We start from the raw sequence: 21764 nt of genomic DNA, 5'->3' as shown, positions 1-21764 counted from the left end.
TTTTGTTAAGGAAGCGTCACTAACTGTTCTACAGTTATCGTCTTAGCTGACAAGTGAGCATAAAGTACAGTAGAATAGGGACAAGGAAGTGATTAGCATGCTTTATGAGGAATTGATGATGGATTCGGGAATGCTCACAAAATTTAAACTTTTCAAACGAATCACACAAATCAATCAATCAGATATTTCTATTACTCAATTATCTGATGAACTTGTTTTAAATTATCAACAGACTTTTATTATTGTAAATGAAATAAATAATGATCTAACTAAAGTAATCTCTACTCATCCATCAATTTTACAAAAGGCTGGGAAAATTGATAGCACTAAATTGCTTGTAACAATCGATGAATACCGCTACTTTTTGCTGAAAAAGTCAGTACCGTTTCAGTTTATTCTTTATTTTCTAAACTATGATTCTCCTAACATAGATGACTTCTGTGAACGCTATTATGTTAGTCGCTCCACAGTTTCTAGAAAGATGCTGCCTTTGAAAAAGCACGTAAAGCAATATAATCTGAGGTTTACATATACTGAAGCCAACTTGTCTGGTGATGAACGTGCTGTGAGAGTCGCACTTTTTGATACCTTGTGGTTAGGAACCAGAGGAACTGCTTGGCCATTTAAAAGTGTTGCACGTGAGGATGCTGAAAGGCTCGCTAGTGCCTTTTCTGAATATTTTCCTTTATCTAGAACTTACTTAGGTGCAAAAGAGCTGACCTACTTTGCCGCGATTTTTCTTTGCCGGACTCGAAAAAAGATTTATGTTTGTTACGATGAGAAGTATGATTTTTTAATGATGGATAACCCTTACTATGATTTTGAGCGTCTAAATAAAGAGCTTGGTCCCATACAGGCATTACCCTCTAAGTATAGTAAAGGAGAAAGCAGCTTTATCTTTTTCTTAGCTCATTATGCTCCTTTTTATACACTAGATGATGACCCTTCACTATTTCAAACACTACATGATTTTGCCTCTCGGCCTAATCCAGTCTATGAATTAGTTCAAGAATTTTTGGATCACGCCAAAACGAACATCTTTAAAAAAGAGCCTGAGGTCCTTAATAAACCAATTATTATTGGGAATTTGCTAAATATCACCTTTGCTTTTTTTGTTTTACGACAGCCTTTTCCAAATCTTCAAAAGTTAGTAGAGCTACCACGAAAAAGAAAAAAAGCAGATGAACTTCTTGAAACAAAAATTCAAGCTTTCTTTGATGAAAAAGCGAAAGAAAAAGAATATAAATTTATTTACACAATCAAAAATCCATTAGTCAAAGCATTCAAAAGTGTTTTATTGCCAGCTTATGACAAACCGAAACATTCTGAGCATTTAACTGTCGGTATCGCTTTTGAGCATAATTTTCTTTTAGTCAGAAGAATTTATCAATTTCTAAATGATCTGGGATTCGTAGACTCTGCTCCTTATCAGGAAGATTTAAATGAGCAATATGATTTAGTTATTAGTTCTTCTTTATTGCCTAGAAAAAAATATCCTGAATTACCTCTTTACTTCTGGGATTTATCTTATGATGAAGAAGAATTAGCTGACTTATATCGCACATTACAACAACTTTTTGAGAAGAAAAATATAATTCAAGAATAAAAAAACAATTATTTTTCTCTTATGTCTTTAAGATACGCAAAAAAGTTCTCAACTTATTTAAAGCTGAGAACTTTTTTGCTTTGACTATTCATACTTGACTTCAACTAAATAGAGCCCTTCTGGATGTGCTGTTGGTCCAGCTAAATTGCGATCTTTGGCTGCAATGATTTCAGGAATCAACGTTTCATCCATACGCCCATTCCCAATTTTAAGCAGCGTTCCTACTAAAATCCGGATCATTTTATATAAAAAACCATCTCCACGAAACGTAAAAATTAGCTCATTCTCTGTTTCATTGACAATGAGACTAGCTTCATGGATCGTGCGAACTTTATCTTCTATCTCAGTTCCAGAAGCGCAAAATGAAGTGAAATCATGTGTTCCTATTAAGTCAGCTAACGCTCGTTGAATTTTTTCCGTGTCAACTTCGTAAGGAAAATAACTTGCATAGAACCGTTTAAATGGACTTCTCGGCTTCCCAATATCTACTCGAAATTGATAGGTCTTTTCAACAACATGATAACGGGCATGAAAATCATCTGGAACAATTTCCACACTTCTCACCGCGATATCTTCTGGGGTTTGGGTATCCAATGCATAACGCATCTTCTCCAAATCTCTCGCTTGGGGATAATCAAAATGGATGACCTGTCCTGCAGCATGTACTCCCGCATCAGTTCGACCAGAACCAAAAATCGTGATTGTTTTGCCATTGTTCATTCTTTTTAATGTTTTTTCAAATTCTTCCTGAACTGTTCGTCCATTTGGCTGAGTTTGAAATCCATTAAAATTGGTTCCATCGTAAGCGACTATTGCTTTATAGCGTGGCATTTTTTTCCCACCTTTACTTCTAACTTCTCAATAAAACTAACATTACAGTTAAAGCGGCAAACGCCAACATCACTGCGGTGTCTTTCAAATGCCAATGGAGAATCCGATATTTCGTTCGACCATCTCCACCTTGGTATCCGCGAGCTTCCATCGCAGTCGCTAAATCTTCTGCCCGATTAAAACTACTAACAAACAGCGGGATCAGCAAAGGAACGACTGCTTTCATTTTTTGGATCAGACTCCCTTCACCAAAATCCACTCCACGTGCACGTTGTGCATTCATGATTTTCTCTGTTTCATCCATCAATGTCGGTACAAAGCGCAACGCAATCGACAGCATCAAAGAAACTTCATGGACGGGAAAACGAACCACTTTCAATGGACGTAACAAATATTCAATTGCATCTGATAAGTCAAGAGGCGGTGTTGTCAATGTCAACAGCGTGGACATAAAGATAATCAACACAAAACGGCAAAAAATAAACAAGCCATTGATCACACCAAATTCAGTAATAGTAAATATTCCCCAATTAAAATAAACTTCTCCACCTTGAGTAAACAGCATCTGTAAAGCAACCGTAAATAGAATCAGCCAAATCAGCGGTTTGATTCCACGAATAAAGAAACGAATATTCACTTTGGATAAAAAAATTGCAAATAATGTAAAAATAGCTAGGATACCATATGTTTGCCAATTATTCGCTAAAAATATGATCCCAATAAAATAAAAACTGGCGATCAGTTTTGCTCGTGGATCCATCTTATGAATAAAAGAAGTTCCTGGGATATAGCGACCAAAAATCAATTTATTCATCATAGATCTTCACCAGCCTTTTTAAATCCTTTTAATAGATCATCAGCCAATGTTTCTGCCGTCAAAGGTAATTTTTCGAAAGAAACACCTTTCGCAATCAATTTCTCTGCAAAAGTTGCAGCTGTCGGCACACCTAATTGTTTTTCTTTCAACCAGTTGATATCTTGAAAGACCTCTTGGGGTGTACCCGACTTCACAAGTTTCCCTTTTTCTAACACCAATACATGATCTGCGTAGTTAGCCACATCATCCATTAAGTGCGTCACTAAAACGATTGTCATGCCACGATCGTCATGCAAACGCTGAAACATCTCCATCATTTCTTTACGCCCTTGTGGATCAAGTCCTGCTGTAGGCTCATCCAAAACTAGTACTTCTGGCTCCATCGCCAAAACACCAGCAATCGCCACACGGCGCATTTGTCCACCAGATAGTTCAAAAGGTGAACGGTCTAGAAAACTTGAATCCAGACCAACTAGATCAAGCATTTCAGCAGCTAATCTTGCGGCATCTTCTCCTGTTACACCAAAATTCTTGGGGCCAAAAGCGATATCTTTCGCCACTGTTTCTTCAAATAATTGGGCTTCTGGAAATTGAAAGACAATGCCAACTTTTTTACGAATTGGTTTTAAATTTTTATTATTTGTTTCTGGGACAATCACTCGATCACCAATCGTTACTGTACCCTTTGTTGGTTTTACTAAAGCATTCAAATGCTGCAGCAATGTGGATTTTCCACTGCCAGTATGCCCGACAATTGCTGTATAAGAGCCATCTTCTATCGTCAAATTCAAATCGAATAATGCTCGCTGTTCAAATGGTGTATTGGGTTGGTACGTAAAATCTACTTGTTCAAAACGGATGTCCATAACCAATCCACCATCCTTTCTTCAGTCAAATATTCATCTGGCACATCGACGCCACGTTTTTTTAAAGCGATTTTTAATTTTTCTGGAAACGGTAGATCTAAGCCCATCTGAACCAATTCAGTTCCAGCTGAGAAAATTTTCTCTGGCGTTCCCTCATTAACAAGTTCACCTTGCTTCATAACTAAAATCCGATTTGCATTGGCGGCTTCATCAATATCATGCGTAATTGAAATAACAGTCAAATTACTTTCTTCTTTGATTTTTTTGATAGTTGAAATAACTTCTTCTCGTCCTTCAGGATCTAGCATACTAGTTGCTTCATCCAAAATGATGATATCTGGACGTAATGCGACAACACCTGCAATCGCTACACGTTGTTTTTGACCACCAGATAAGCGAGCTGGTTCTCGTGTGGCAAAAGAGGCCATACGAACTTTTTCTAATGCATCTTTGACTCTAACCAGCATTTCCTCACGTGGAATCCCTTGATTCTCTAAGCCAAATGCAACATCGTCTTCTACAGTTGATCCAACAAACTGGTTATCTGGGTTTTGAAATACCATCCCTACCATTTTACGAATATCCCAGACATTGGTTTCGTTCAATTCTTTGGCGCCAACTGAAATACTACCTGACGCTGGTAATAATAGACCATTGATTGTTTTAGCCAACGTTGATTTTCCTGATCCATTATGGCCAATAATTGCAATCCACTCACCTTGTTGGATGGAAAAAGATACATCTTTCAAAGCGGGAGAAGCATCTTCTGGTTGATAGTTAAAGTTTATATTTTTTAATTCAATTATCGGTTGCATCGCGTACTCCCTCAATTATTTAGTCTTACTAACACTAACAAAAAATCAGTGTTTTTTCAATCATATCTTCTTTCAAATACAACAATACTTATTATAACAAAAATAACTCCGTTAAGGGAGAAATGAACCTATCAAGTACGTTTTTTCTAAGACAAGCAGGAAACTTTCGAACCATTTTTTCTTAGGAAGAACATAGTGCATCTTACACATCATTTCTTTGATTCAAAAAAAGTAGCAAAGATACAACTTTTTAAGTTATATCTTTGCTACTTTTCAAGTTTTCTAAACCAGCTATTCACCATTATCACTTTAAACATTATCCAGCCAATAACCTTTAGAACGTACAGTTTTAATCACTTCTGGCTGTTTGATATCTCGCTCAAGCTTACTTCGCAAGTGGAAAACGATATTACTGACTCGATACGTATTAGAGGTGTCTTCTCCCTCTTGTTGCCATATTTCATCCCATATCTCTTCATATGTCACCACTTGTCCCGCATTTCTATATAACAAATCCATCACTTGATACTCCAAACGCGTCAAGCGGATCGCTTTTTGCTCTCCTATTTTTACGGTACTGTTTCTTGCATTTAGCTGAATCAGTCCTTCTCTTTCTTCAACGAAAGGAGAATCAACTTCTTTGCTTTTCAGGTCTGTCTTAAACCGTTTTAAATGATTGGTTAGGGTCAAGAGCCACTCTTCCATCGTCAATTGATTGGTCACTACTCCATCGGCACCCAAACTTCGGTAAACTTTTCGCGTACTTTCGCTTTCTAATGTGGTCCAAACCCATAATAATGCGTTCGTTACTTTTCGTGCATGCAATAAATATTCACAAATTCCCGCAATCTGCTCCAGTGATTGCTCATAAATCAGAAGTAAATCATATGGCTTTTCTTCTAACTGTTCTTGTGAACCAATCACGCCCACTTGCCATTCTCTTGGCCATTGCACGTCACTTTTCACGCTATTTTCTTCAAACGTAACGATTCCTACTTTGTACATCCTATTCTCCTCTCTACCGCTCTCATCGATGATTTAGGTTCACTACACCGATGATTTCTTCTTTTTTTATCACACCATACTCTCGGCTATCTGTTGAATACAAACGATTATCTCCCATCACAAAATAAGAATCGTCTGGTAATTCTTGTTTTCCCGTTAGTTCATATAAGCTAAACGCCTTGGTATACACAAAGCCATTCTCAAAGGCTGCTTTTTTTTCTGAAGCGATAAAGGGTTCTGATCGTTCTTCTTCATTAATAAACAATTGATCCTTTGTATACGCTATTTTCTCTGTGGGTAACCCGATCACACGTCTTAACTCAGGTTTCTGTGCATTTTTACGCTGGATCAACACTATCGTATGGCGCTGGATCCGTTGTTGTTTTTCAACCAACACATACTCCCCGGGCTTCAAGGTTGGGCTCATTGCGTAACTGTCTACTTTCGCTACACTAAAAAAGAAAAAGGATTGCGCATAGAGCAGGAATAACGTGAGGATTAAGCCGCAAATGAGTTCTATTCGTAGCTGTTTTTGCTTTTTACGCCGGGCTTTTTTCTTAAGTTCCTGCTTTCGCTTTTTGGACTTCCCACGTTGAGGTTGCTTATTACGTGAAGGGGGGAGTTGTTTTTTTCTGCTCATGATCAGATCCTACTTAAGACTTGCTTTTGGCTTTTTTTAACGCTGCTTCATCGACCTTGTACAACTCAAATACTTTCTTTTGATACCCGCGGATACGTTTGACATCTGCTTGATACTCTGTGACCACTTCGTCATTTCCATAAAAACCATCGGTCATACGCATCGCATTCGTCCCGAGATCCAACATTGCTTTATAATAACGATTCAAGGTCAACTGCCCTTCTTCTGTGTTCAACTCACTCGCTTTATTGGCGCCATAACTAGTGATGGCCCCCGCTAAATAACGGATATTCCCATTTAGTTTTTCCTTGCTTTCACTTTCCATTTTCGCCTTTTCCAACTGCTCCTCAAAATCATTCAATAAAAAGTAACTTTTTACTACCGAATCTTCATCTTTATGACTTAAGCTCATTGCTTGGTAATACGACACCCCTTGACTACCGCCAAAGAATAGAAGGGTTAGGATGCAATACAGGATGGTTCGACGCTTGTTTTTCTTCTTTTGCCCCTGTAAGTATTTCCGCTTTCGAGCAAGTTGTCGTTTCCGTTTTGCCCCTTTTCCTCGCTTTTTTGCAAGGCGTTTGGTTTCTTTTGTCGTTTTGATGAAGAAAAAGAAGGCCAAAAGGAAAAGTAATCCGCTAAGGATCGTCAATGTTAGAAGCACGAGTATAGTGATTTCCAATACAGTCATTTCTGTCCCCTACCTTACTTCGTGCTCTTTTTTTCTTTTTTTCTGTTCTTTCTGTCTTTTTCCTTCTTTTTAGTATTCATGAAGCGAATGCCGCCTAAAAGACCCACCACAACGACGAATATTCCCACTGCTACCCCAATGATCAAGGGCCAATTTACGCCTTTTTCTCGTACTAAGTCGACGTCTTCTTGGTTAAATTTATCTGCTTCTTCATCCGTGATCGTAAAGTCTTCCTGCCATGTCCATTTTTGATCCCCAGCTGTCGCTAGGATATTCGCTGTATACTTCCCTGGCACCATTTTTTCCCCATTCATCGTAACCGGGAAATGGAAAAAGGTATTGGGCGCGACATTCACGCTTGATTTCTTCGTTTCGTATAACACTTCTGCTTTTCCTTTTGGTGTGACTTGCACTTCCATTGATAGCTTTCGTAAAAAAGCGGCCTTCGTATTAGAGACATTCACAAAAATGGTATTGCGATAATTGAATTGCCCCACTTCTACTTTGTTCAAGGCGAGTTCGGGTTTGACTTCTTTGTCTGTTTCTTGAAGTACCATCGCAATCACATACGCATATTTATTGGCAATATTTGCCCCTTCTTTTACGGGTTTCTCTTCTTTTGTCTCTTCTTCAATCGTTTTTAATTGAATTCCCCCAACGATGATCCCATCATATGACGTTTCTGGCATTGTAATCGTAATAGGGACTGTTTTTTCTTCTTTAGGGGCTAAGGTGACTGTTTCCTGTGCCTTTACTAAATCTACAAAATCAAATTTTAAGGACGCATCTTTTTCAATTTGGCTAGGTCCATACTCAATCACACCGTTAGAGTTCGTTCTCGTGCCATTCAGACTGATCCCAATCGTTAATTCTTCCTCGCCTAGATTTTTCATCAAGAGACTGACTTCTTGTTTTTGTCCGGGGCTCATCTTTAAATCAAAATACCCATTTTCTTCTTTTTGGTTCTCTGGATAATTGAGTTCATAATAAAAACCTGTCGCGCCTTGCGCGTCTTCGGCTGAGGGGGCTTTGGCATATGTATTGACTGGGGCATTGATGAGTCCGATCATCATCATCAAGAATAAAATGTATGTGTTCTTTTTTGTCATTTGGCTCGTCATCCTTTACTTAATAATGAACAGAGGCTGACAGTTAGTATCTGCCAACCTCTTGTTCTTGCTATTCTCACGTAAGGGCTATCCTTAGTGAAGAAACGTGTTCTCTATTGTCTCGTGAAACGACTATGGTGCTGGTGTGTATTCAATTGACCAAGTGATATCTGCTTGGTAAGTGCCTAATTCAATTGTTTGAGCAGGGACTTTTAAAGTAACTGAACTAGCTGATTCACCGATTCCTGTAATAGGTGCGCCTGGACGTAAAACATTCGTTGCTTCAAAGTCAGCTGATTGTCCAAATTCTGCAGAATACGTTCCTAAACCAACCGCTCCTGTAGACTTTGTATTATCAAAGACTAACTGCTGCCCTGAATTTGCATTAGCTGGGTCAGCCATACTTAAGATGAAGTTCCCTGGTTCACCCGCTGGCCAGTAGCTAACATTTTCTTGTGTTGAATTTAATAAACCATTTTTATACGAAATCGTTGCTTTTTCTAATGTTTTGTCTGCTTTTGTTGTGTGTGTAAATTGTTTTGTCATTTCTGCTTTGATTGCGTACTTGTGGTCATCTCCCGCACGTTTGTCTGTCCATTGTACGTAAGGGCCACGTACTTTTCCTGCTGTTTCTGTGCCATCTGGGGCAACTTCTGTCACTGGAATTTCTGCCGCTGTGTACGTTTCTGTTTTTGTAGATACTTTTTGTTGCCCAAAATTCAATACGGCTATACGGTCAATCGTAATCGGACCAAAGTTTGGGTTTTTGTCTACAGTATCTGGGTTTTCAGGTTTGATTGTCCCTGGTTTCTCTGGATCGATATCTTCATTGTCGCCATTGTCTTCAATGATTTCGATGATCCCTTTTCCTTTTAATGAATGCTCATCCGCAAAAGCCGTTGCGCTTCCTGCTAGTGATGCTGAAACGATGGCTGCTAAGGCAACCGTACATAGTGTTCTTGTTTTCATTGTGTTTTCCTCCTAAAAATGTGTGTGTTTTTTTTATATAGTTACTTGCTTGCACAAGTGAACTCCAATTAAGTTGGCAAAGCTGCCAAGATCCAGGTCAATTCTGTTTCATATTGCACTGGCTTGATGACTGTTCTCTCTGGAACAGTTAAGAAAATTGCTTTGTTTCCATAAACTTGTTGCTGCTCAAAGTCTGGGTCTACAATCGCCTCACCAGATGGCGTTGTTTTTGGAAACAGAGTGTTTTCTTGTTGATTATGGTTGTGTTCGGATGCCCCGAACTCGATCGTCCACTGGCCTTTCCCGCTGCCTATTTCGGCAATCGCAACATTTTGAGTGGTGGCCAGTTCTGAAATCTCGATCGTGTCTTTGGTGACAAGGGGCGCTGTCTCCCACGTGTAGACACTATTGGCCCATCCATGGTCTAAAGACAAGGTCGCTCCTTTTAATTCTTGGGCTTCTTTTTCTTGAATGATTGTGTTTCTAAATTGATATTCTTGTCGTACTTGTAACGTCCAACCCTTTTTATCTGAGCGTTCATCCGTAATTTGGATATAACTCCCTCTGGGCGTTGTGCCATCGTGAAACAATTGGGCATTGGCGAAGAACTGTCGGTTCTGTTTCTCGATTTTGTTCTGTCCAAAATTAAAAGAGGAAACAAAATCAATACGCAATGGCCCATCTGTTGACGGACTTGGTCCAGGGTCTACTGGATTTTCTGGGTTTTCTGGATCGATCGGCTGTTTCGGGATCCCCCCAATCATTTCGATGTTTCCCGTCCCAGCTAAGTCATTTCTTTCGGCATAACCTGCAGTTGGCAAGCCTAGTGCTAACAGAGTCAAGCAAGAAAGAGGAAGGATTGTTTTTAAGTAGTTCATTGATCCTCCTCCTTCACTGACCGATTTTTCTTCACTCGTAAAAACAGAAGTACGGCCCCTAGAGCCAGCAACACACCGATCCATGTAAATGGACTTTGGATGATTTCACCCGTACTCGGCAATTTGCCTTTTGGTTTTGTGCTTGGGAGTTCTTTAGAAGAACTGATTTCCATTGGTTTTGGCGGTTCACTGGTGCTAGAGCTTATCGGCTCAGTGCTTGATTCTTCATAGAAACCAACTACGCCATTGGTCGTTACTTGACCGCCCTCTGCGGAGGCCTTTTGTGTATTCGCCGTCCCCATTCCAATGAGAAGCAACAGAGCGAAAACTAGTCGTTTATAGCTTTTTTTCATATCTCTCCTCCTTCTCTTACGGATCAGGCGTCGCGGCTAATTCCCACAGAATTTCGCCTTGGTAACTGCCCAACTTTTTGACATCGCCTGGGTCGACTTCTAACTTGAAGCCATCTCCTGCTTTGGTTCCATTCCATGTCGTACTAATGTTATAGAGATCTTTTTCTGCCTCATTCTTATGCACCATGATCGGCTGAGCACCCTTATCTAAGATGATTTCTTTTCCTTCATAGACATAACGAATCGCATTTTTCAAGATACTGTCTTGATGCGCAGGGTCTATATGGGTCATTTCAGCGGTTAGCTTAGCCGTTAACGTCCATTTGTCTTTAACGGAACGGCCATCTTTGACCACTAAATCTTGGTCATACACTGGCGCATTCACCCTCGTGGTTTTCCCATCATATTTGTGTGTGCTGAAATTAATCGTATTAGGCGCAGAATAAAGCATGAGTTTCCCATCAAATACATAGGTCACTTCATTGACTCCATCAATTATTTCAACAGAGGCTTCATTCGTGGGGCGTTCAACAAGGTTATATTGTTGCGCTTTGACAGCCTCAATCGCATTGTAAAGCGCCGAACCAACCGTATCTGCTTCTTCTTTTAGTTTAACGAACGAGCCAATGGTTTCAGTTCGAACAATCGGTTCTGCGATTTTTCCGCCTGCTTTATCTACAAAGTGAATAGTCAGCTCTTTGGTTAACGGTTTTTTCGGTAATACTGGAATCGTCACTTGCGCTTCAGCTTTTATCGTAGAGTCCTTAAAGGTATACGCTGTAAATTTATTTGTGAGCGTCGTGTTTTCACCTGCGATGATTTTTGCTTTATATCTTAGGGTTATTTTTTCCCCTTTCGCTACATCTAGTACTGGGGAAATCAGCATAAAGGAGGGCGGTGATGACATAAACATCGGCGTCACTGATTGTTCAGCTCCCTTGTTGTCAACAAGGACAAAGGACGATTGATCCACTTCTAATTCCGCTGGGTATTGATCATTCCACGATACTTCTTTCCAAAGAGCGTCTCCTGCATTAGAAGCCGTTAATTCGAAGGTCAGAATATCCTCAACGCGATCTTTTCCATCGGTTGATGTGTCATTGGTGTATGTTTTAGCGGCTTGAGGTTTGGCGGGTTCCCCACTAATAGGAACGTCAACCTCTCCTACGGCATTTTGATCCGTCGGATTGCTCGCAAAAAATCGGTTAATGACGGTCGTGTTCGCACCACTGATAATCTTCGCTTTATACCTGATGGTCACTTGTTTCCCAGGAGCAATGCTATACAGGTTATTCAGTGTAAATGAACTTGTATCTACCGCTTGATTAAATTGGTAATCCGTCGGGGCCAAATTTGTCACTGTTCCATCGGAATCCGTCACACTCAGTGAATCTCTTACGAGCTCTAACTCTTTAGGCAACGTATCTGACAACGTGATTTGTGCCCAATCATGGATTACCCCAGCTCCATCGTTTGTGGCAGTTAATGTAAATTCTAGCGTATCTCCTACTTGGTTTTTCGCTGGTGTCGCTCCTGTAGGATTGTTGAATGATTTGGTTGCACCAGGCTTCACTTCGGCTGGCTCTTCAATCGACATATCTAAAGACCCTGTACCAATTTTGTTTGGTTCTACCGTGTTGATGTTCCATCTTAATGCGAAAATTGGATGACCTAACTTATAGTAGGTACCTTTGGGCATAGGCGCCTCCCAAGGTTGGTAAGCATCCTTCTCCCCTGTCAAGAGACTAAGCTTTCCTGTATCTTCTGGTAGCTTCCATTGTCCAAGTCTTATTGAAAACCAGTTACCAACACTGGAAGAAGTACTCCCAAGGTCACCAATTTTCATTGCGGTAGGGCCGTCTGCTTGTTGGTATCCAGTATTAGCATAAAAATAAATACGCGCTGGAATACCATCTGCGATTGTCTTTTCAGGTTCATCGAAATAGAGTCCGTCATCTCCGTATGAATATAATCTAGAACTCATATGATTCCCACCTACATCCATATGAGAAGCATGAGTTATTGCATAATTTTTTATTTGCCCACTATTATTGTAATAACTTATATCATAACGAATTCGCCCTGCTTCAAAATCTATTACATACCCATGAACTCTAACTGGTAGGTACTCTAACTTGTTGTCGCTTCTATACGTACCTCGACCGAAATAGCCATACGCAACAATTTCATTATCTTTCACATATTGTTCCATGATATAGAGTCCGTTTGAAACTCCACCTCTTTTGACTTCCCACTTTCCTGTCAGTAGATTCTGTTCCACATCACCAATATCAAATTTACTTTCCGTCGAGCCAACACTATTAGATAGATGGTTATAATCATATCCAAAAAGCTTAACACTTTTTTCCGATTCATTGGTTTGTTTCTTGACACCTATCATCACAGGAGCTATAACTGGCAGTTCAGCGCCTCGGCCTAACGGAGCATACATATTACCTGTTTTACTAAATTCATTCGTTGCGTACGTATAGGTATTCGAACTTCCTACATGACCAAAAAACATATAATAATCCCTTAAACCACGATTGAATGTTCCTCCTGTTAATTTAGCGGGTGTATTTACTTCTGTTTTAGTGAATGTGGACAAATCAATATTACTAACACCCTCTTCATCTTGATCCAATAATCGCCACCCTAAAGTTGGATCTGGCGTGTCTGGTATAGCATTTGGTAATCTGATGGCAAAAGTAGGCATCCCTACCAAGAACACCCACCAGATAAAGAGTAGCGATATAATTGAGACAACTAATGTCTGACTTTTTTTTCTCACAATCTTCCTCCTTTCACAATTTAATATATATTTCATTTTTTATATCAGCCTACATTCAAAACAAAACTTGCCGATCATAAAAAGAACTCTTCTCTGTATGTTTTAGCTTCTATCTGAACGAGGGTTGGTATAAAAATTGAAAACTAAGATAATGATATTCTAAATATTTTTTTATTTTTCCTGTTTATAGTATTATTAAATAAACCATTCCCAATAAATCTATTTATAATAATGACTTTCCATAAAAATCATTTTCTTTATATTTCAAGTTTACTACATTATCAATTGAACAAATTTCAATTTATACTGAAAAAAAAGGAATAAAAAAATGTATAACGTTAATTGAAAATTTTAGAATAGGTTGCACGAAAGCTTCATTTTCATTTCTTGTTTTTTTATAAAACAAGAAACAGCACCTTAAAACCCTTATATATAGCTATTTACCTTTCTGGTTTGACGACGAACTTGACGGCTGATAATAAAAAAATAAGCCCTACTCGTATGAGTAAAGCTAATCATAAAGATAATATTATCAAAATAAAATAACTGCGGATATCCAAATAAACAAAAGATATTATTTATATATTTCGAAAATAAATCAAACGAGTGATAGTTTTTTTATTGCAGCTCGTTGTTCTTCTAAGAATGAGTTAGTATAAGTATCCAGCGTCAACTTTATAGATGAGTGACCTAACAATGAACTAATGGCGGCTATATTCACTCCTAATTCTACACAACGTGTGGCGAAAGTATGACGAAGCGCGTGAAAAGGTATGTTAAATAACCCCAGTTTTTGTTTAATTTTTTCAAAGCGATAACTAACTGTCCGAGGCTCGATTGAATGATTGTCACTTGTTACAACATACTCAGATATAGACTGATTTTTCCAACGTAGTAATATTTTTTTTATTTTTTCCGTTAACGGAATAATTCGAGTCGAATTTACCGTTTTCGGCGCTGTTTCCACAATTTTTGACCGTTGTCCAGTACCACTAGGCAAATAAATTCGTTGCTTTGTCCGTTCAACTCTTAATAAAGACGTCTCAAAATCGATATCTGTCCATTTCAATGCACAGATTTCACCAATGCGCATACCTGTTTCTAGTGCTAATAAAATAGGCAGTCCTTTCTCATCATTTAGACTTTCTGTTTCTACAGCTTTCTGTTGAGCACGAGTCAAAGCTTGTATCTTTTTTTTCGAATTTTTAGGTAAGGCGGTATTCTCGCAGGGGTTTAAATAAATGTATCCTCGTTCTCTCGCAGCTTCAAAACAACTTTTGACAATCCTAAATACAATTCTTATTGAGCTCGATGCCAATGACTTGGCTAACGATTGAACGAATCGATCAATCGTTAATGGAGTAATCTTTTTTAGCGGATAGCTTTCTAAAAAAGGTAAAATATGTATTTGTAATTTATTACTATAACTAGCAAAAGTGCTCTCTTTGATTTTATGTGCCATGATTTCTGTCAACCAAAGGTTTGCCCAATTGCCAAAAGTCCCTTGAAATTCTTTTGCTCTATTCGTATAAAAAGCGGTTACTTGTACTTTTTTCTCAATCATCTTTTCTTTCACTGCACGATAAGTACGTCCATAGACATAACCATAATAAATAGACCCATCTGCTTTTCTAGCCTTAGGGTAGCGCCCTTCCCAACGACCATCTTTTCGTTTATAAATATTTTCACCTTTAGCCAAAATATATCAAATCCTTTCTACTTGTATTGACGGCGGAACTGACGGCGTAAAAAAACGAATCGTCTCTTGTAGACTTCCACACTATTTTTCTTGATGAAATCACTATCGGATTTCTTCTTTTAGGAAAAGTCAGTCCGAATTCCTACTTTTTTCTTTCTCTCAAAACTCGATTTAAATATATGAATTCTCATTTTTTTACATATTTAACAAAAATATTGAAAATAATTATGAGATATTTCTCGCTTAGCTACTTGATTTTTATCAAACACTCGAATAGAATTAATTATGTTGTTAAGCTAACTACTTTAAAGATCAAACTAAAAACGTTTCTTGTTTTATAAAAAAACAAGAAACGTTTTATATTTAAACAAAGTATACAATAGACACAATAAAGAAAAATTTCACATTTTACTGGAAATACAGTATTTTTCTTTTATTACAGTTTCATTTTCATTGAAGAGTTTACAGTACACAACCATACTTTTCTTATCAACATGTCTATTTCGCGAATATGATCTTTAAATTTTAGTTACTCTTAATCGATATCTATTCTTTTTAAATACTCAAAAGCATATTGTGCATATAGTTCCGCTCCAACTTCCATCGCATCTTCATCCACATTAAAACGTCCATGATGATGGGCCCATTGTGTTTCTTTTTCTGGATTTCCACAGCCAACTAAGGCAAAACAGCCAGGTGTGTTTTCAGTAAAATAACTAAAATCTTCTCCTCCGGTTGTTGGCGGTTCTTGAATAAGTGCTGATTCACCAAAACTTTCTTTGATGATTGCTTGAGCAAATAACGCATCCTCTTCATCATTAATTACTGGAACGGTACCATAATCATAATCTAGACTAGCACTACCACCGTACATCGCCGCAGTTTGTTCAGCATAACGTTGTAAAGCTTTCTCTACACGATCACGCGTCTCGATACTAAAACAGCGTACAGTACCTTCTAATCGAGCATTTTCAGCAATAACATTAAACCGAGTACCAACATCCATTTTTCCAACGGTCACCACAACTGGATCTAATGGATTAGTTTCTCTTGAGACAACTGTCTGTACATTCATAACAAAAGATGAGGCCATAACTGCAGCATCCACACAAGCATCCGGCATAGCACCATGTCCACCGCGTCCTTTAAAGTCAATCGAGAAAATATCTGCAGAGGCAAATGATGAGCCAACAACACAAGAGGCTGTTCCTGAAAGCATCTGCGACCATATGTGTATTCCAAAAACATCATCTACACCATCTACTGCTCCTTGTGCAACCATCGCTTTAGCCCCTTGAGCATTTTCTTCAGATGGTTGGAAAATAAAACGAACAGTGCCTTTGATTTGCGCTTGAATGTCTTTTAACGCTTTAGCAGCTGTTACTAACATAGCTGTATGTGCGTCATGTCCACATGCATGCATTTTTCCATCTTCTAATGACTTATATGAAATGCCTTCCGTTAGTTCTTGCACAGGTAACGCATCCATATCTGCACGCAAAGCAACTGTTCTTCCAGGTTGAGCACCAACTAGTTCTGCAATAATCCCTGTAGGTTCAGTCTTTCGATATGGAATTCCGATCTCGTCTAATGCTTCAGCAACCTTTTTAGTTGTTCTAAATTCTTCGAATTGTAATTCTGGATATTGATGCAGATCTCTTCTAAAATCAATCATCTCTTCTTTATGCTTTTGGATCAGTGCTTTTATTTCTTTCATTCCATTCCCTCATTTCTATAAACTTAATAAAATACTTGAAAAAATTCCTGCTAGTACAACAGATACGATTGTAACAGTTATGAATCCAGCAACTAGCATCGGCGGCATCATATGGCTAGTCAAAGCTTCTTTTTCTTTTTCATCCTCAGTTAGTGACTGAATAACTTCGTTAGTAATGATATAATCTGCTGGAAACCCATATAAGGCTGTTAATGATACTGCAAACGCCATTTCCTTACTAACACCTAACAGCTTTCCAACAATTGCAGAAAAGATATACATTCCAACTACACCAATGACAATAATACCTACCATTGGTAAAAATAATTCCTCTAGCATCTTTGGTGTTGCTTTTTTTAATCCATCAAAAATAAATAACATTAAGCCTAAAATTGCAAAACCAAAACTATTCGCTTTTTTTAGAGGCTGTTTTTCTAAAAAACCCAATGATGAAGCTACGACACCAAAAAATAAGCATAAGACAAAGGGACTGATTGAGACAAAAGCAGCACTCCAAACTGACACATAATATGCCAATAGCGCTACGATTGCTAGACGAAAAATCCTTGAAAAATCAGTATGATATTTTTGTGGTATATTCTTAAATAGTTTAGGCGTATCTTCATCAACTTGTTCTACCTGCTCACTTTCTTGCTCATGAACAGGAATCCACTCTCGACTGCGGTATTTTTTAAGCATTCTTTTGCCTTCTTTTTTTAGCATGATCGAAGTCAACGGATACCCCGCAAAGCCTTGCATTACATAAATTAAAATAGCCAAGACTGATAATGACGTCAGTCCTGCTGTTTGAGCTGCTTCTGACATAATCAGTGACGAAACAACACCACCTACTAGTGGAGGAACAGCTACAAGAACTGTTCTAAAACCAAAAACTAAAGCCCCAAACGTTAATAAAAATATAACGATACCTGAAATCCCAGATAGTGTAATCACAATCGTCTTCCATTGATTGGCTAGTTCTTTGATTGACAGTAAGGTTCCCATGTTCGTAATCAGAAGATACATTAATAACGTTGCCACTACTGGTGGAATTCCAGCAATTTCAACAATATTCTCTGGAAAAATAGTCCAATACCCAATAACAAATAAAACTGCACAGACAAAAACAGATGAAATCCAAGCTTTTGTTTTAGTTGATACGATATCGCCTATATACAAAATAGCCATTAGTAACGTGAATGCTGTCATTTGAGCCATGTTACTCCCCCTTTAAATCCCTTTTTATTTATCAGAAAATTCCGACTAATAAAAGTATACTAAAATAGACACCTAGATGCAATAACATAACAAGAATAAATATTTACATCTGCCTAAACAAAAAAGTCCTAAGAAAAATTCTTAGGACAAAAAAATACACCTTATAATATGATGAGTGCTTCCCTGTCAAACAAGTTCGACAGGGAAAGCGTTGAGCTAGACTAGGAGTCGCCTCCAACATCATAACACTCTAAAAGAATCATCTATAAAGTGACGGTATAGTTTGATTATTTAACAAATTCAATAATTACCATTGGTGCTGCATCTCCGCGTCTTGGTTCTGTCTTCAAGATACGAGTGTAACCACCTTGGCGTTCAGCGTAACGAGGTGCAAGATCATTGAATAACTTTTGTAAAGCTGATTCAACAACAATTGCTTCGTTTTCTTCACGTACGCTAGCAACTTCATTACGTACATAAGCAGCTGCTTGACGACGAGCATGAAGATCTCCACGTTTGCCTAAAGTAATCATTTTTTCTGTAGTTGAACGAACTTCTTTTGCACGAGATTCAGTCGTAACAATACGTTCGTTGATAATTAAATCAGTAGTTAAGTCACGCAACATTGCCTTACGTTGGCTTGATGTGCGTCCTAATTTACGATAACCCACGTTGGTTTTCCTCCTTCGTAAAAAGTATTAATCGTCTTTACGTAAGCCTAAACCTAAATCATGTAGTTTTAGTTTAACCTCTTCAAGAGATTTACGACCTAAATTACGTACTTTGATCATTTCTGGTTCAGATTTATTTGTAAGTTCTTGTACAGTGTTAATACCTGCACGTTTTAAACAGTTGTATGAACGAACAGACAAGTCTAGTTCTTCGATGGTCATTTCTAGCATTTTTTCTTTTTGTGTTTCTTCTTTTTCAACCATGATTTCAGCGTTTTTCGCTTCGTCAGTTAGGTTAACAAAGATGTCTAAATGCTCCGTCATAATCTTAGCAGCTAAGCTAAGGGCTTCTTGAGGAATGATTGAACCATCAGTCCATATTTCCATTGTTAATTTGTCAAAATCATCACGACGACCAACACGCGTATTTTCTACTTGGTAGTTCACACGGCGAACTGGTGTATAGATGGAATCAACAGGGAGAACACCAATTGGCATATCTTCCTTTTTGTTTTCGTCTGCTTGAACATAGCCACGACCAGGTTTCACTGTTAAGCGAGCATGGAAAGTAGCTCCTTCAGAGACACTACAGATAATTAAATCTTTATTCAAGATCTCAACATCGCTGTCGACGATTATATCGCCAGCAGTTACTGTAGCAGGTCCTGTAATATCGATCTCAAGGGTTTTTTCTTCTTCTGCATAAAGCTTAAGAGCTAAACCTTTAATATTCAAAACTATTTGAGTTACGTCTTCTCTTACACCTTTAATGGTAGAGAATTCATGCAACACACCATCGATCTGAATATTTGTAATAGCCGCACCCGGCAGAGAAGATAATAAAATACGACGTAGAGAATTACCTAAAGTAGTCCCGTAACCTCTTTCCAGTGGTTCAACGACGAACTTGCCATAATCTCTATTCTCATCAATTTTTTCGATTCTTGGTTTTTCAAATTCAATCATTCTTATCTATACCCCTTTCAAAACGAAAAGTGTCTTGTTCAATGACGTTCTTAATTCAAACTCAGAATGAGTGGCACTCATTAAACACGACGGCGTTTTGGAGGGCGGCATCCATTATGAGGAACTGGAGTCACGTCACGAATTGCAGTCACTTCTAAACCTGTTGCTTGCAATGAACGAATCGCTGCTTCACGTCCAGAACCTGGTCCTTTAACTGTTACATCAACAGTTTTAAGTCCGTGTTCTTGTGCTGCTTTAGTTGCAGCTTCTGCGGCCATTTGAGCTGCAAACGGTGTTGATTTTTTGCTTCCTTTAAAACCTAATGATCCTGCTGATGACCATGCTAATGCATTACCATGACTGTCAGTGATCATTACAATTGTATTGTTGAATGTAGAATGGATATGTGCAATCCCAGTTTCTATATTCTTTTTCACACGGCGTTTACGACTAACTTTTTTTGCTGCCATGAAGATCTAACCTCCTTCACTTAGGAATTATTTTTTCTTGCCTGCTACAGTACGAGCTGGGCCTTTACGAGTACGTGCATTATTTTTCGTGTTTTGTCCACGAGTTGGTAATCCACGACGGTGACGGATTCCACGGTATGAACCGATTTCCATCAAACGCTTGATGTTCAAGTTCACTTCACGACGAAGATCACCTTCAACTTTTAACTTATCAATTTCCGCACGGATGGCATCTGTTTGATCATTCGTTAAATCACGAACACGAATATCTTCAGATACGCCAACGTTTGCTAAAACTTTTTTAGCAGTAGTATTACCAATACCAAAAATATAAGTAAGAGAAATTACTACACGTTTATCACGAGGGATGTCTACTCCTGCAATACGAGCCATTATTCGTTACACCTCCTATTATCCTTGACGTTGTTTATGTTTTGGATTTGCTGGGCAAATGACCATAACACGTCCTTTACGGCGAATTACTTTACAATGTTCACACATTGGTTTTACTGATGGTCTTACTTTCATGATAATACCTCCCTGAATTTTACGGAGTACAATTATTTAAAGCGATAAGTGATTCGACCACGAGTTAAATCATATGGAGATAACTCTACAGTTACTTTATCTCCAGGTAAAATTCGAATATAGTGCATACGGATCTTACCGGAAACAGTAGCAAGAACTTGGTGTCCATTTTCTAGTTCAACTTTAAACATTGCATTCGGCAAAGTTTCGACGACTGTACCTTCGACTTCAATCATATCTTCTTTAGCCACGCACAGTACCTCCTTGTACTTGTTTCGCATTTTCACACGATAAAATGGCGGAAACTTCAGCCCCCACCTAGAATTTTCAATTTAACTTCCACAAAAAGGTAGAAGTCGGACTGATATATTCTATCATAAACTATTCTATTTGGCAAGAGAATCTGAATCAAACACAAATGGTAAGTATGCGGCTAATCAGACAACTATTTATTTTCAATGATTTGTTTCACTTCAGAAAAAACAGTTTCGATCTCGCGATTCCCATCTATTGTATGCAACACATTCTTAGCCTTGTAAAAGTCTAAAATTGGTGCACTGCTTTTGATGTTGACTGCCAGACGGTTTTTGACCGTTTCAGGCTTATCATCTTCTCTTTGATAAAATTCATGTCCGCCGCAACGATCACATGTTCCTTCCTCTTTTGGAGGATTGAAGATTTTATGGTAAGTTGCCCCACATGAGCGGCAGATAAACCGACCAGCTAGACGTTCAACTAAAATCTCTTCTTCAACATGGATGTCGATGACAGCATCAATTTTTTTATTTAATTCTGTTAACATTTTATCTAATGCTTCTGCTTGATCCAAAGTACGTGGAAAACCATCTAATAAAAAACCTTTATCAGTATCAGGTTCTGCCAAACGTTCTTTGACAATTCCATTTGTTACATCATCTGGAACCAAAGCACCTTTATCGATATAAGATTTCGCTTCTAAGCCAAGAGCAGTTTCGTTTTTCATAGCGGCACGGAACATATCTCCTGTAGAAATATGAGGAATACCATAAGTATCCACAATCTGTTCTGCTTGAGTACCTTTGCCTGCCCCAGGCAGTCCCATTAAAATGAGGTTCATTTCATTTCCTCCTAATTTTAAAGGCTGG

The 21764-nt window shown here is 38.3% G+C and carries 23 protein-coding genes; 1 reads left to right on the top strand and 22 read right to left on the bottom strand.

Features of this window, described 5'->3' with window-relative positions; translation table 11 throughout:
- The first annotated feature begins 97 nt into the window (after positions 1-97).
- Positions 98-1606, top strand: coding sequence for a helix-turn-helix domain-containing protein (locus AC4BB5_RS02320; protein ID WP_490457811.1), 1509 nt, complete (start codon positions 98-100; stop codon positions 1604-1606).
- An 84-nt stretch (positions 1607-1690) separates the two neighbouring features.
- On the opposite strand, the gene truA is transcribed toward AC4BB5_RS02320, so the two are convergent.
- From truA to AC4BB5_RS02210, 22 genes are all read right to left on the bottom strand, one after another.
- Positions 1691-2437, bottom strand: coding sequence for a tRNA pseudouridine(38-40) synthase TruA (truA, locus tag AC4BB5_RS02315; protein WP_490457810.1), 747 nt, complete (start codon positions 2435-2437; stop codon positions 1691-1693).
- Between the two features lie 19 nt (positions 2438-2456).
- Positions 2457-3254, bottom strand: coding sequence for an energy-coupling factor transporter transmembrane component T family protein (locus AC4BB5_RS02310; RefSeq protein WP_490457809.1), 798 nt, complete (start codon positions 3252-3254; stop codon positions 2457-2459).
- Positions 3251-4120, bottom strand: coding sequence for an energy-coupling factor ABC transporter ATP-binding protein (locus AC4BB5_RS02305; RefSeq protein WP_490457808.1), 870 nt, complete (start codon positions 4118-4120; stop codon positions 3251-3253). Before AC4BB5_RS02305 ends, AC4BB5_RS02310 begins: the two co-directional genes overlap by 4 nt.
- Positions 4096-4935: an energy-coupling factor ABC transporter ATP-binding protein gene (locus AC4BB5_RS02300; protein WP_490457807.1), complete on the bottom strand. Its 840-nt coding sequence runs from the start codon at positions 4933-4935 to the stop codon at positions 4096-4098. The genes AC4BB5_RS02305 and AC4BB5_RS02300 overlap by 25 nt, the downstream gene beginning before the upstream one ends.
- A gap of 309 nt (positions 4936-5244) precedes the next feature.
- Positions 5245-5940: a winged helix-turn-helix domain-containing protein gene (locus AC4BB5_RS02295; protein ID WP_490456760.1), complete on the bottom strand. Its 696-nt coding sequence runs from the start codon at positions 5938-5940 to the stop codon at positions 5245-5247.
- Positions 5941-5962: 22 nt separating this feature from the next.
- Positions 5963-6580 (bottom strand): signal peptidase I, encoded by a 618-nt coding sequence (gene lepB / locus AC4BB5_RS02290; protein ID WP_490456761.1) that lies wholly within the window; start codon positions 6578-6580, stop codon positions 5963-5965.
- 13 nt (positions 6581-6593) lie between these two features.
- Complete coding sequence (locus tag AC4BB5_RS02285) at positions 6594-7271, bottom strand: hypothetical protein (protein ID WP_490456762.1); 678 nt, start codon at positions 7269-7271, stop codon at positions 6594-6596.
- Between the two features lie 14 nt (positions 7272-7285).
- A complete protein-coding gene (locus tag AC4BB5_RS02280; protein WP_490456763.1) occupies positions 7286-8380 on the bottom strand; it encodes a WxLIP family cell surface protein in 1095 nt (364 codons plus the stop codon).
- Positions 8381-8512: 132 nt separating this feature from the next.
- Positions 8513-9349 (bottom strand): WxL domain-containing protein, encoded by an 837-nt coding sequence (locus AC4BB5_RS02275; protein ID WP_490456764.1) that lies wholly within the window; start codon positions 9347-9349, stop codon positions 8513-8515.
- 68 nt (positions 9350-9417) lie between these two features.
- Positions 9418-10227: a WxL domain-containing protein gene (locus AC4BB5_RS02270; protein WP_490456765.1), complete on the bottom strand. Its 810-nt coding sequence runs from the start codon at positions 10225-10227 to the stop codon at positions 9418-9420.
- Positions 10224-10580, bottom strand: a complete 357-nt coding sequence (locus AC4BB5_RS02265; protein ID WP_490456766.1) for an EF2685/EF0750 family sortase-dependent surface protein — start codon at positions 10578-10580, stop codon at positions 10224-10226. Before AC4BB5_RS02265 ends, AC4BB5_RS02270 begins: the two co-directional genes overlap by 4 nt.
- Before the next feature lie 16 nt (positions 10581-10596).
- A complete protein-coding gene (locus AC4BB5_RS02260; protein WP_490457806.1) occupies positions 10597-13371 on the bottom strand; it encodes an isopeptide-forming domain-containing fimbrial protein in 2775 nt (924 codons plus the stop codon).
- A gap of 598 nt (positions 13372-13969) precedes the next feature.
- Positions 13970-15070 carry a site-specific integrase gene (locus tag AC4BB5_RS02255; RefSeq protein ID WP_490457805.1) on the bottom strand — a complete coding sequence of 367 codons (1101 nt, stop codon included), beginning with the start codon at positions 15068-15070 and terminating at the stop codon, positions 13970-13972.
- 535 nt (positions 15071-15605) lie between these two features.
- Complete coding sequence (locus tag AC4BB5_RS02250) at positions 15606-16787, bottom strand: M20 family metallopeptidase (protein WP_490457804.1); 1182 nt, start codon at positions 16785-16787, stop codon at positions 15606-15608.
- 15 nt (positions 16788-16802) lie between these two features.
- Positions 16803-18005, bottom strand: coding sequence for a hypothetical protein (locus AC4BB5_RS02245; protein WP_490457803.1), 1203 nt, complete (start codon positions 18003-18005; stop codon positions 16803-16805).
- A 287-nt stretch (positions 18006-18292) separates the two neighbouring features.
- On the bottom strand, positions 18293-18676 hold the full coding sequence (rplQ, locus tag AC4BB5_RS02240; protein ID WP_490457802.1) for a 50S ribosomal protein L17: 384 nt from the start codon (positions 18674-18676) through the stop codon (positions 18293-18295).
- 27 nt (positions 18677-18703) lie between these two features.
- Positions 18704-19642: a DNA-directed RNA polymerase subunit alpha gene (locus AC4BB5_RS02235; protein ID WP_086315351.1), complete on the bottom strand. Its 939-nt coding sequence runs from the start codon at positions 19640-19642 to the stop codon at positions 18704-18706.
- A gap of 80 nt (positions 19643-19722) precedes the next feature.
- Entirely contained in the window at positions 19723-20112 is a 390-nt protein-coding gene (gene rpsK, locus AC4BB5_RS02230) for a 30S ribosomal protein S11 (RefSeq protein ID WP_010761668.1), read from the bottom strand.
- 27 nt (positions 20113-20139) lie between these two features.
- Positions 20140-20505 carry a 30S ribosomal protein S13 gene (rpsM, locus tag AC4BB5_RS02225; protein WP_010761669.1) on the bottom strand — a complete coding sequence of 122 codons (366 nt, stop codon included), beginning with the start codon at positions 20503-20505 and terminating at the stop codon, positions 20140-20142.
- An 18-nt stretch (positions 20506-20523) separates the two neighbouring features.
- The gene (gene rpmJ, locus AC4BB5_RS02220) at positions 20524-20640 is read right to left on the bottom strand and encodes a 50S ribosomal protein L36 (RefSeq protein ID WP_002288710.1); all 117 of its coding nucleotides are present in this window, start codon (positions 20638-20640) and stop codon (positions 20524-20526) included.
- Positions 20641-20672: 32 nt separating this feature from the next.
- Positions 20673-20891, bottom strand: a complete 219-nt coding sequence (infA, locus tag AC4BB5_RS02215; protein ID WP_002356224.1) for a translation initiation factor IF-1 — start codon at positions 20889-20891, stop codon at positions 20673-20675.
- 194 nt (positions 20892-21085) lie between these two features.
- On the bottom strand, positions 21086-21736 hold the full coding sequence (locus AC4BB5_RS02210; protein WP_490457801.1) for an adenylate kinase: 651 nt from the start codon (positions 21734-21736) through the stop codon (positions 21086-21088).
- Between the last annotated feature and the right edge of the window lie 28 nt (positions 21737-21764).

Source organism: Enterococcus sp. AMC1252, from assembly GCF_058216515.1.
Note: the sequence above shows the minus strand (reverse complement) of the source record. Positions and strands in the feature narration are given on the sequence as shown.

Excerpts from the sequence above, each read along its gene's own strand:
- AC4BB5_RS02320 (WP_490457811.1), top strand. The coding sequence starts at position 98 with ATGCTTTATGAGGAATTGATGATGGATTCGGGAATGCTCACAAAATTT.
- truA (WP_490457810.1), bottom strand. The coding sequence starts at position 2,437 with ATGCCACGCTATAAAGCAATAGTCGCTTACGATGGAACCAATTTTAAT.
- AC4BB5_RS02310 (WP_490457809.1), bottom strand. The coding sequence starts at position 3,254 with ATGATGAATAAATTGATTTTTGGTCGCTATATCCCAGGAACTTCTTTT.
- AC4BB5_RS02305 (WP_490457808.1), bottom strand. The coding sequence starts at position 4,120 with ATGGACATCCGTTTTGAACAAGTAGATTTTACGTACCAACCCAATACA.
- AC4BB5_RS02300 (WP_490457807.1), bottom strand. The coding sequence starts at position 4,935 with ATGCAACCGATAATTGAATTAAAAAATATAAACTTTAACTATCAACCA.
- AC4BB5_RS02295 (WP_490456760.1), bottom strand. The coding sequence starts at position 5,940 with ATGTACAAAGTAGGAATCGTTACGTTTGAAGAAAATAGCGTGAAAAGT.
- lepB (WP_490456761.1), bottom strand. The coding sequence starts at position 6,580 with ATGAGCAGAAAAAAACAACTCCCCCCTTCACGTAATAAGCAACCTCAA.
- AC4BB5_RS02285 (WP_490456762.1), bottom strand. The coding sequence starts at position 7,271 with ATGACTGTATTGGAAATCACTATACTCGTGCTTCTAACATTGACGATC.
- AC4BB5_RS02280 (WP_490456763.1), bottom strand. The coding sequence starts at position 8,380 with ATGACAAAAAAGAACACATACATTTTATTCTTGATGATGATGATCGGA.
- AC4BB5_RS02275 (WP_490456764.1), bottom strand. The coding sequence starts at position 9,349 with ATGAAAACAAGAACACTATGTACGGTTGCCTTAGCAGCCATCGTTTCA.
- AC4BB5_RS02270 (WP_490456765.1), bottom strand. The coding sequence starts at position 10,227 with ATGAACTACTTAAAAACAATCCTTCCTCTTTCTTGCTTGACTCTGTTA.
- AC4BB5_RS02265 (WP_490456766.1), bottom strand. The coding sequence starts at position 10,580 with ATGAAAAAAAGCTATAAACGACTAGTTTTCGCTCTGTTGCTTCTCATT.
- AC4BB5_RS02250 (WP_490457804.1), bottom strand. The coding sequence starts at position 16,787 with ATGAAAGAAATAAAAGCACTGATCCAAAAGCATAAAGAAGAGATGATT.
- AC4BB5_RS02245 (WP_490457803.1), bottom strand. The coding sequence starts at position 18,005 with ATGGCTCAAATGACAGCATTCACGTTACTAATGGCTATTTTGTATATA.
- AC4BB5_RS02235 (WP_086315351.1), bottom strand. The coding sequence starts at position 19,642 with ATGATTGAATTTGAAAAACCAAGAATCGAAAAAATTGATGAGAATAGA.
- rpsK (WP_010761668.1), bottom strand. The coding sequence starts at position 20,112 with ATGGCAGCAAAAAAAGTTAGTCGTAAACGCCGTGTGAAAAAGAATATA.
- rpsM (WP_010761669.1), bottom strand. The coding sequence starts at position 20,505 with ATGGCTCGTATTGCAGGAGTAGACATCCCTCGTGATAAACGTGTAGTA.
- rpmJ (WP_002288710.1), bottom strand. The coding sequence starts at position 20,640 with ATGAAAGTAAGACCATCAGTAAAACCAATGTGTGAACATTGTAAAGTA.
- AC4BB5_RS02210 (WP_490457801.1), bottom strand. The coding sequence starts at position 21,736 with ATGAACCTCATTTTAATGGGACTGCCTGGGGCAGGCAAAGGTACTCAA.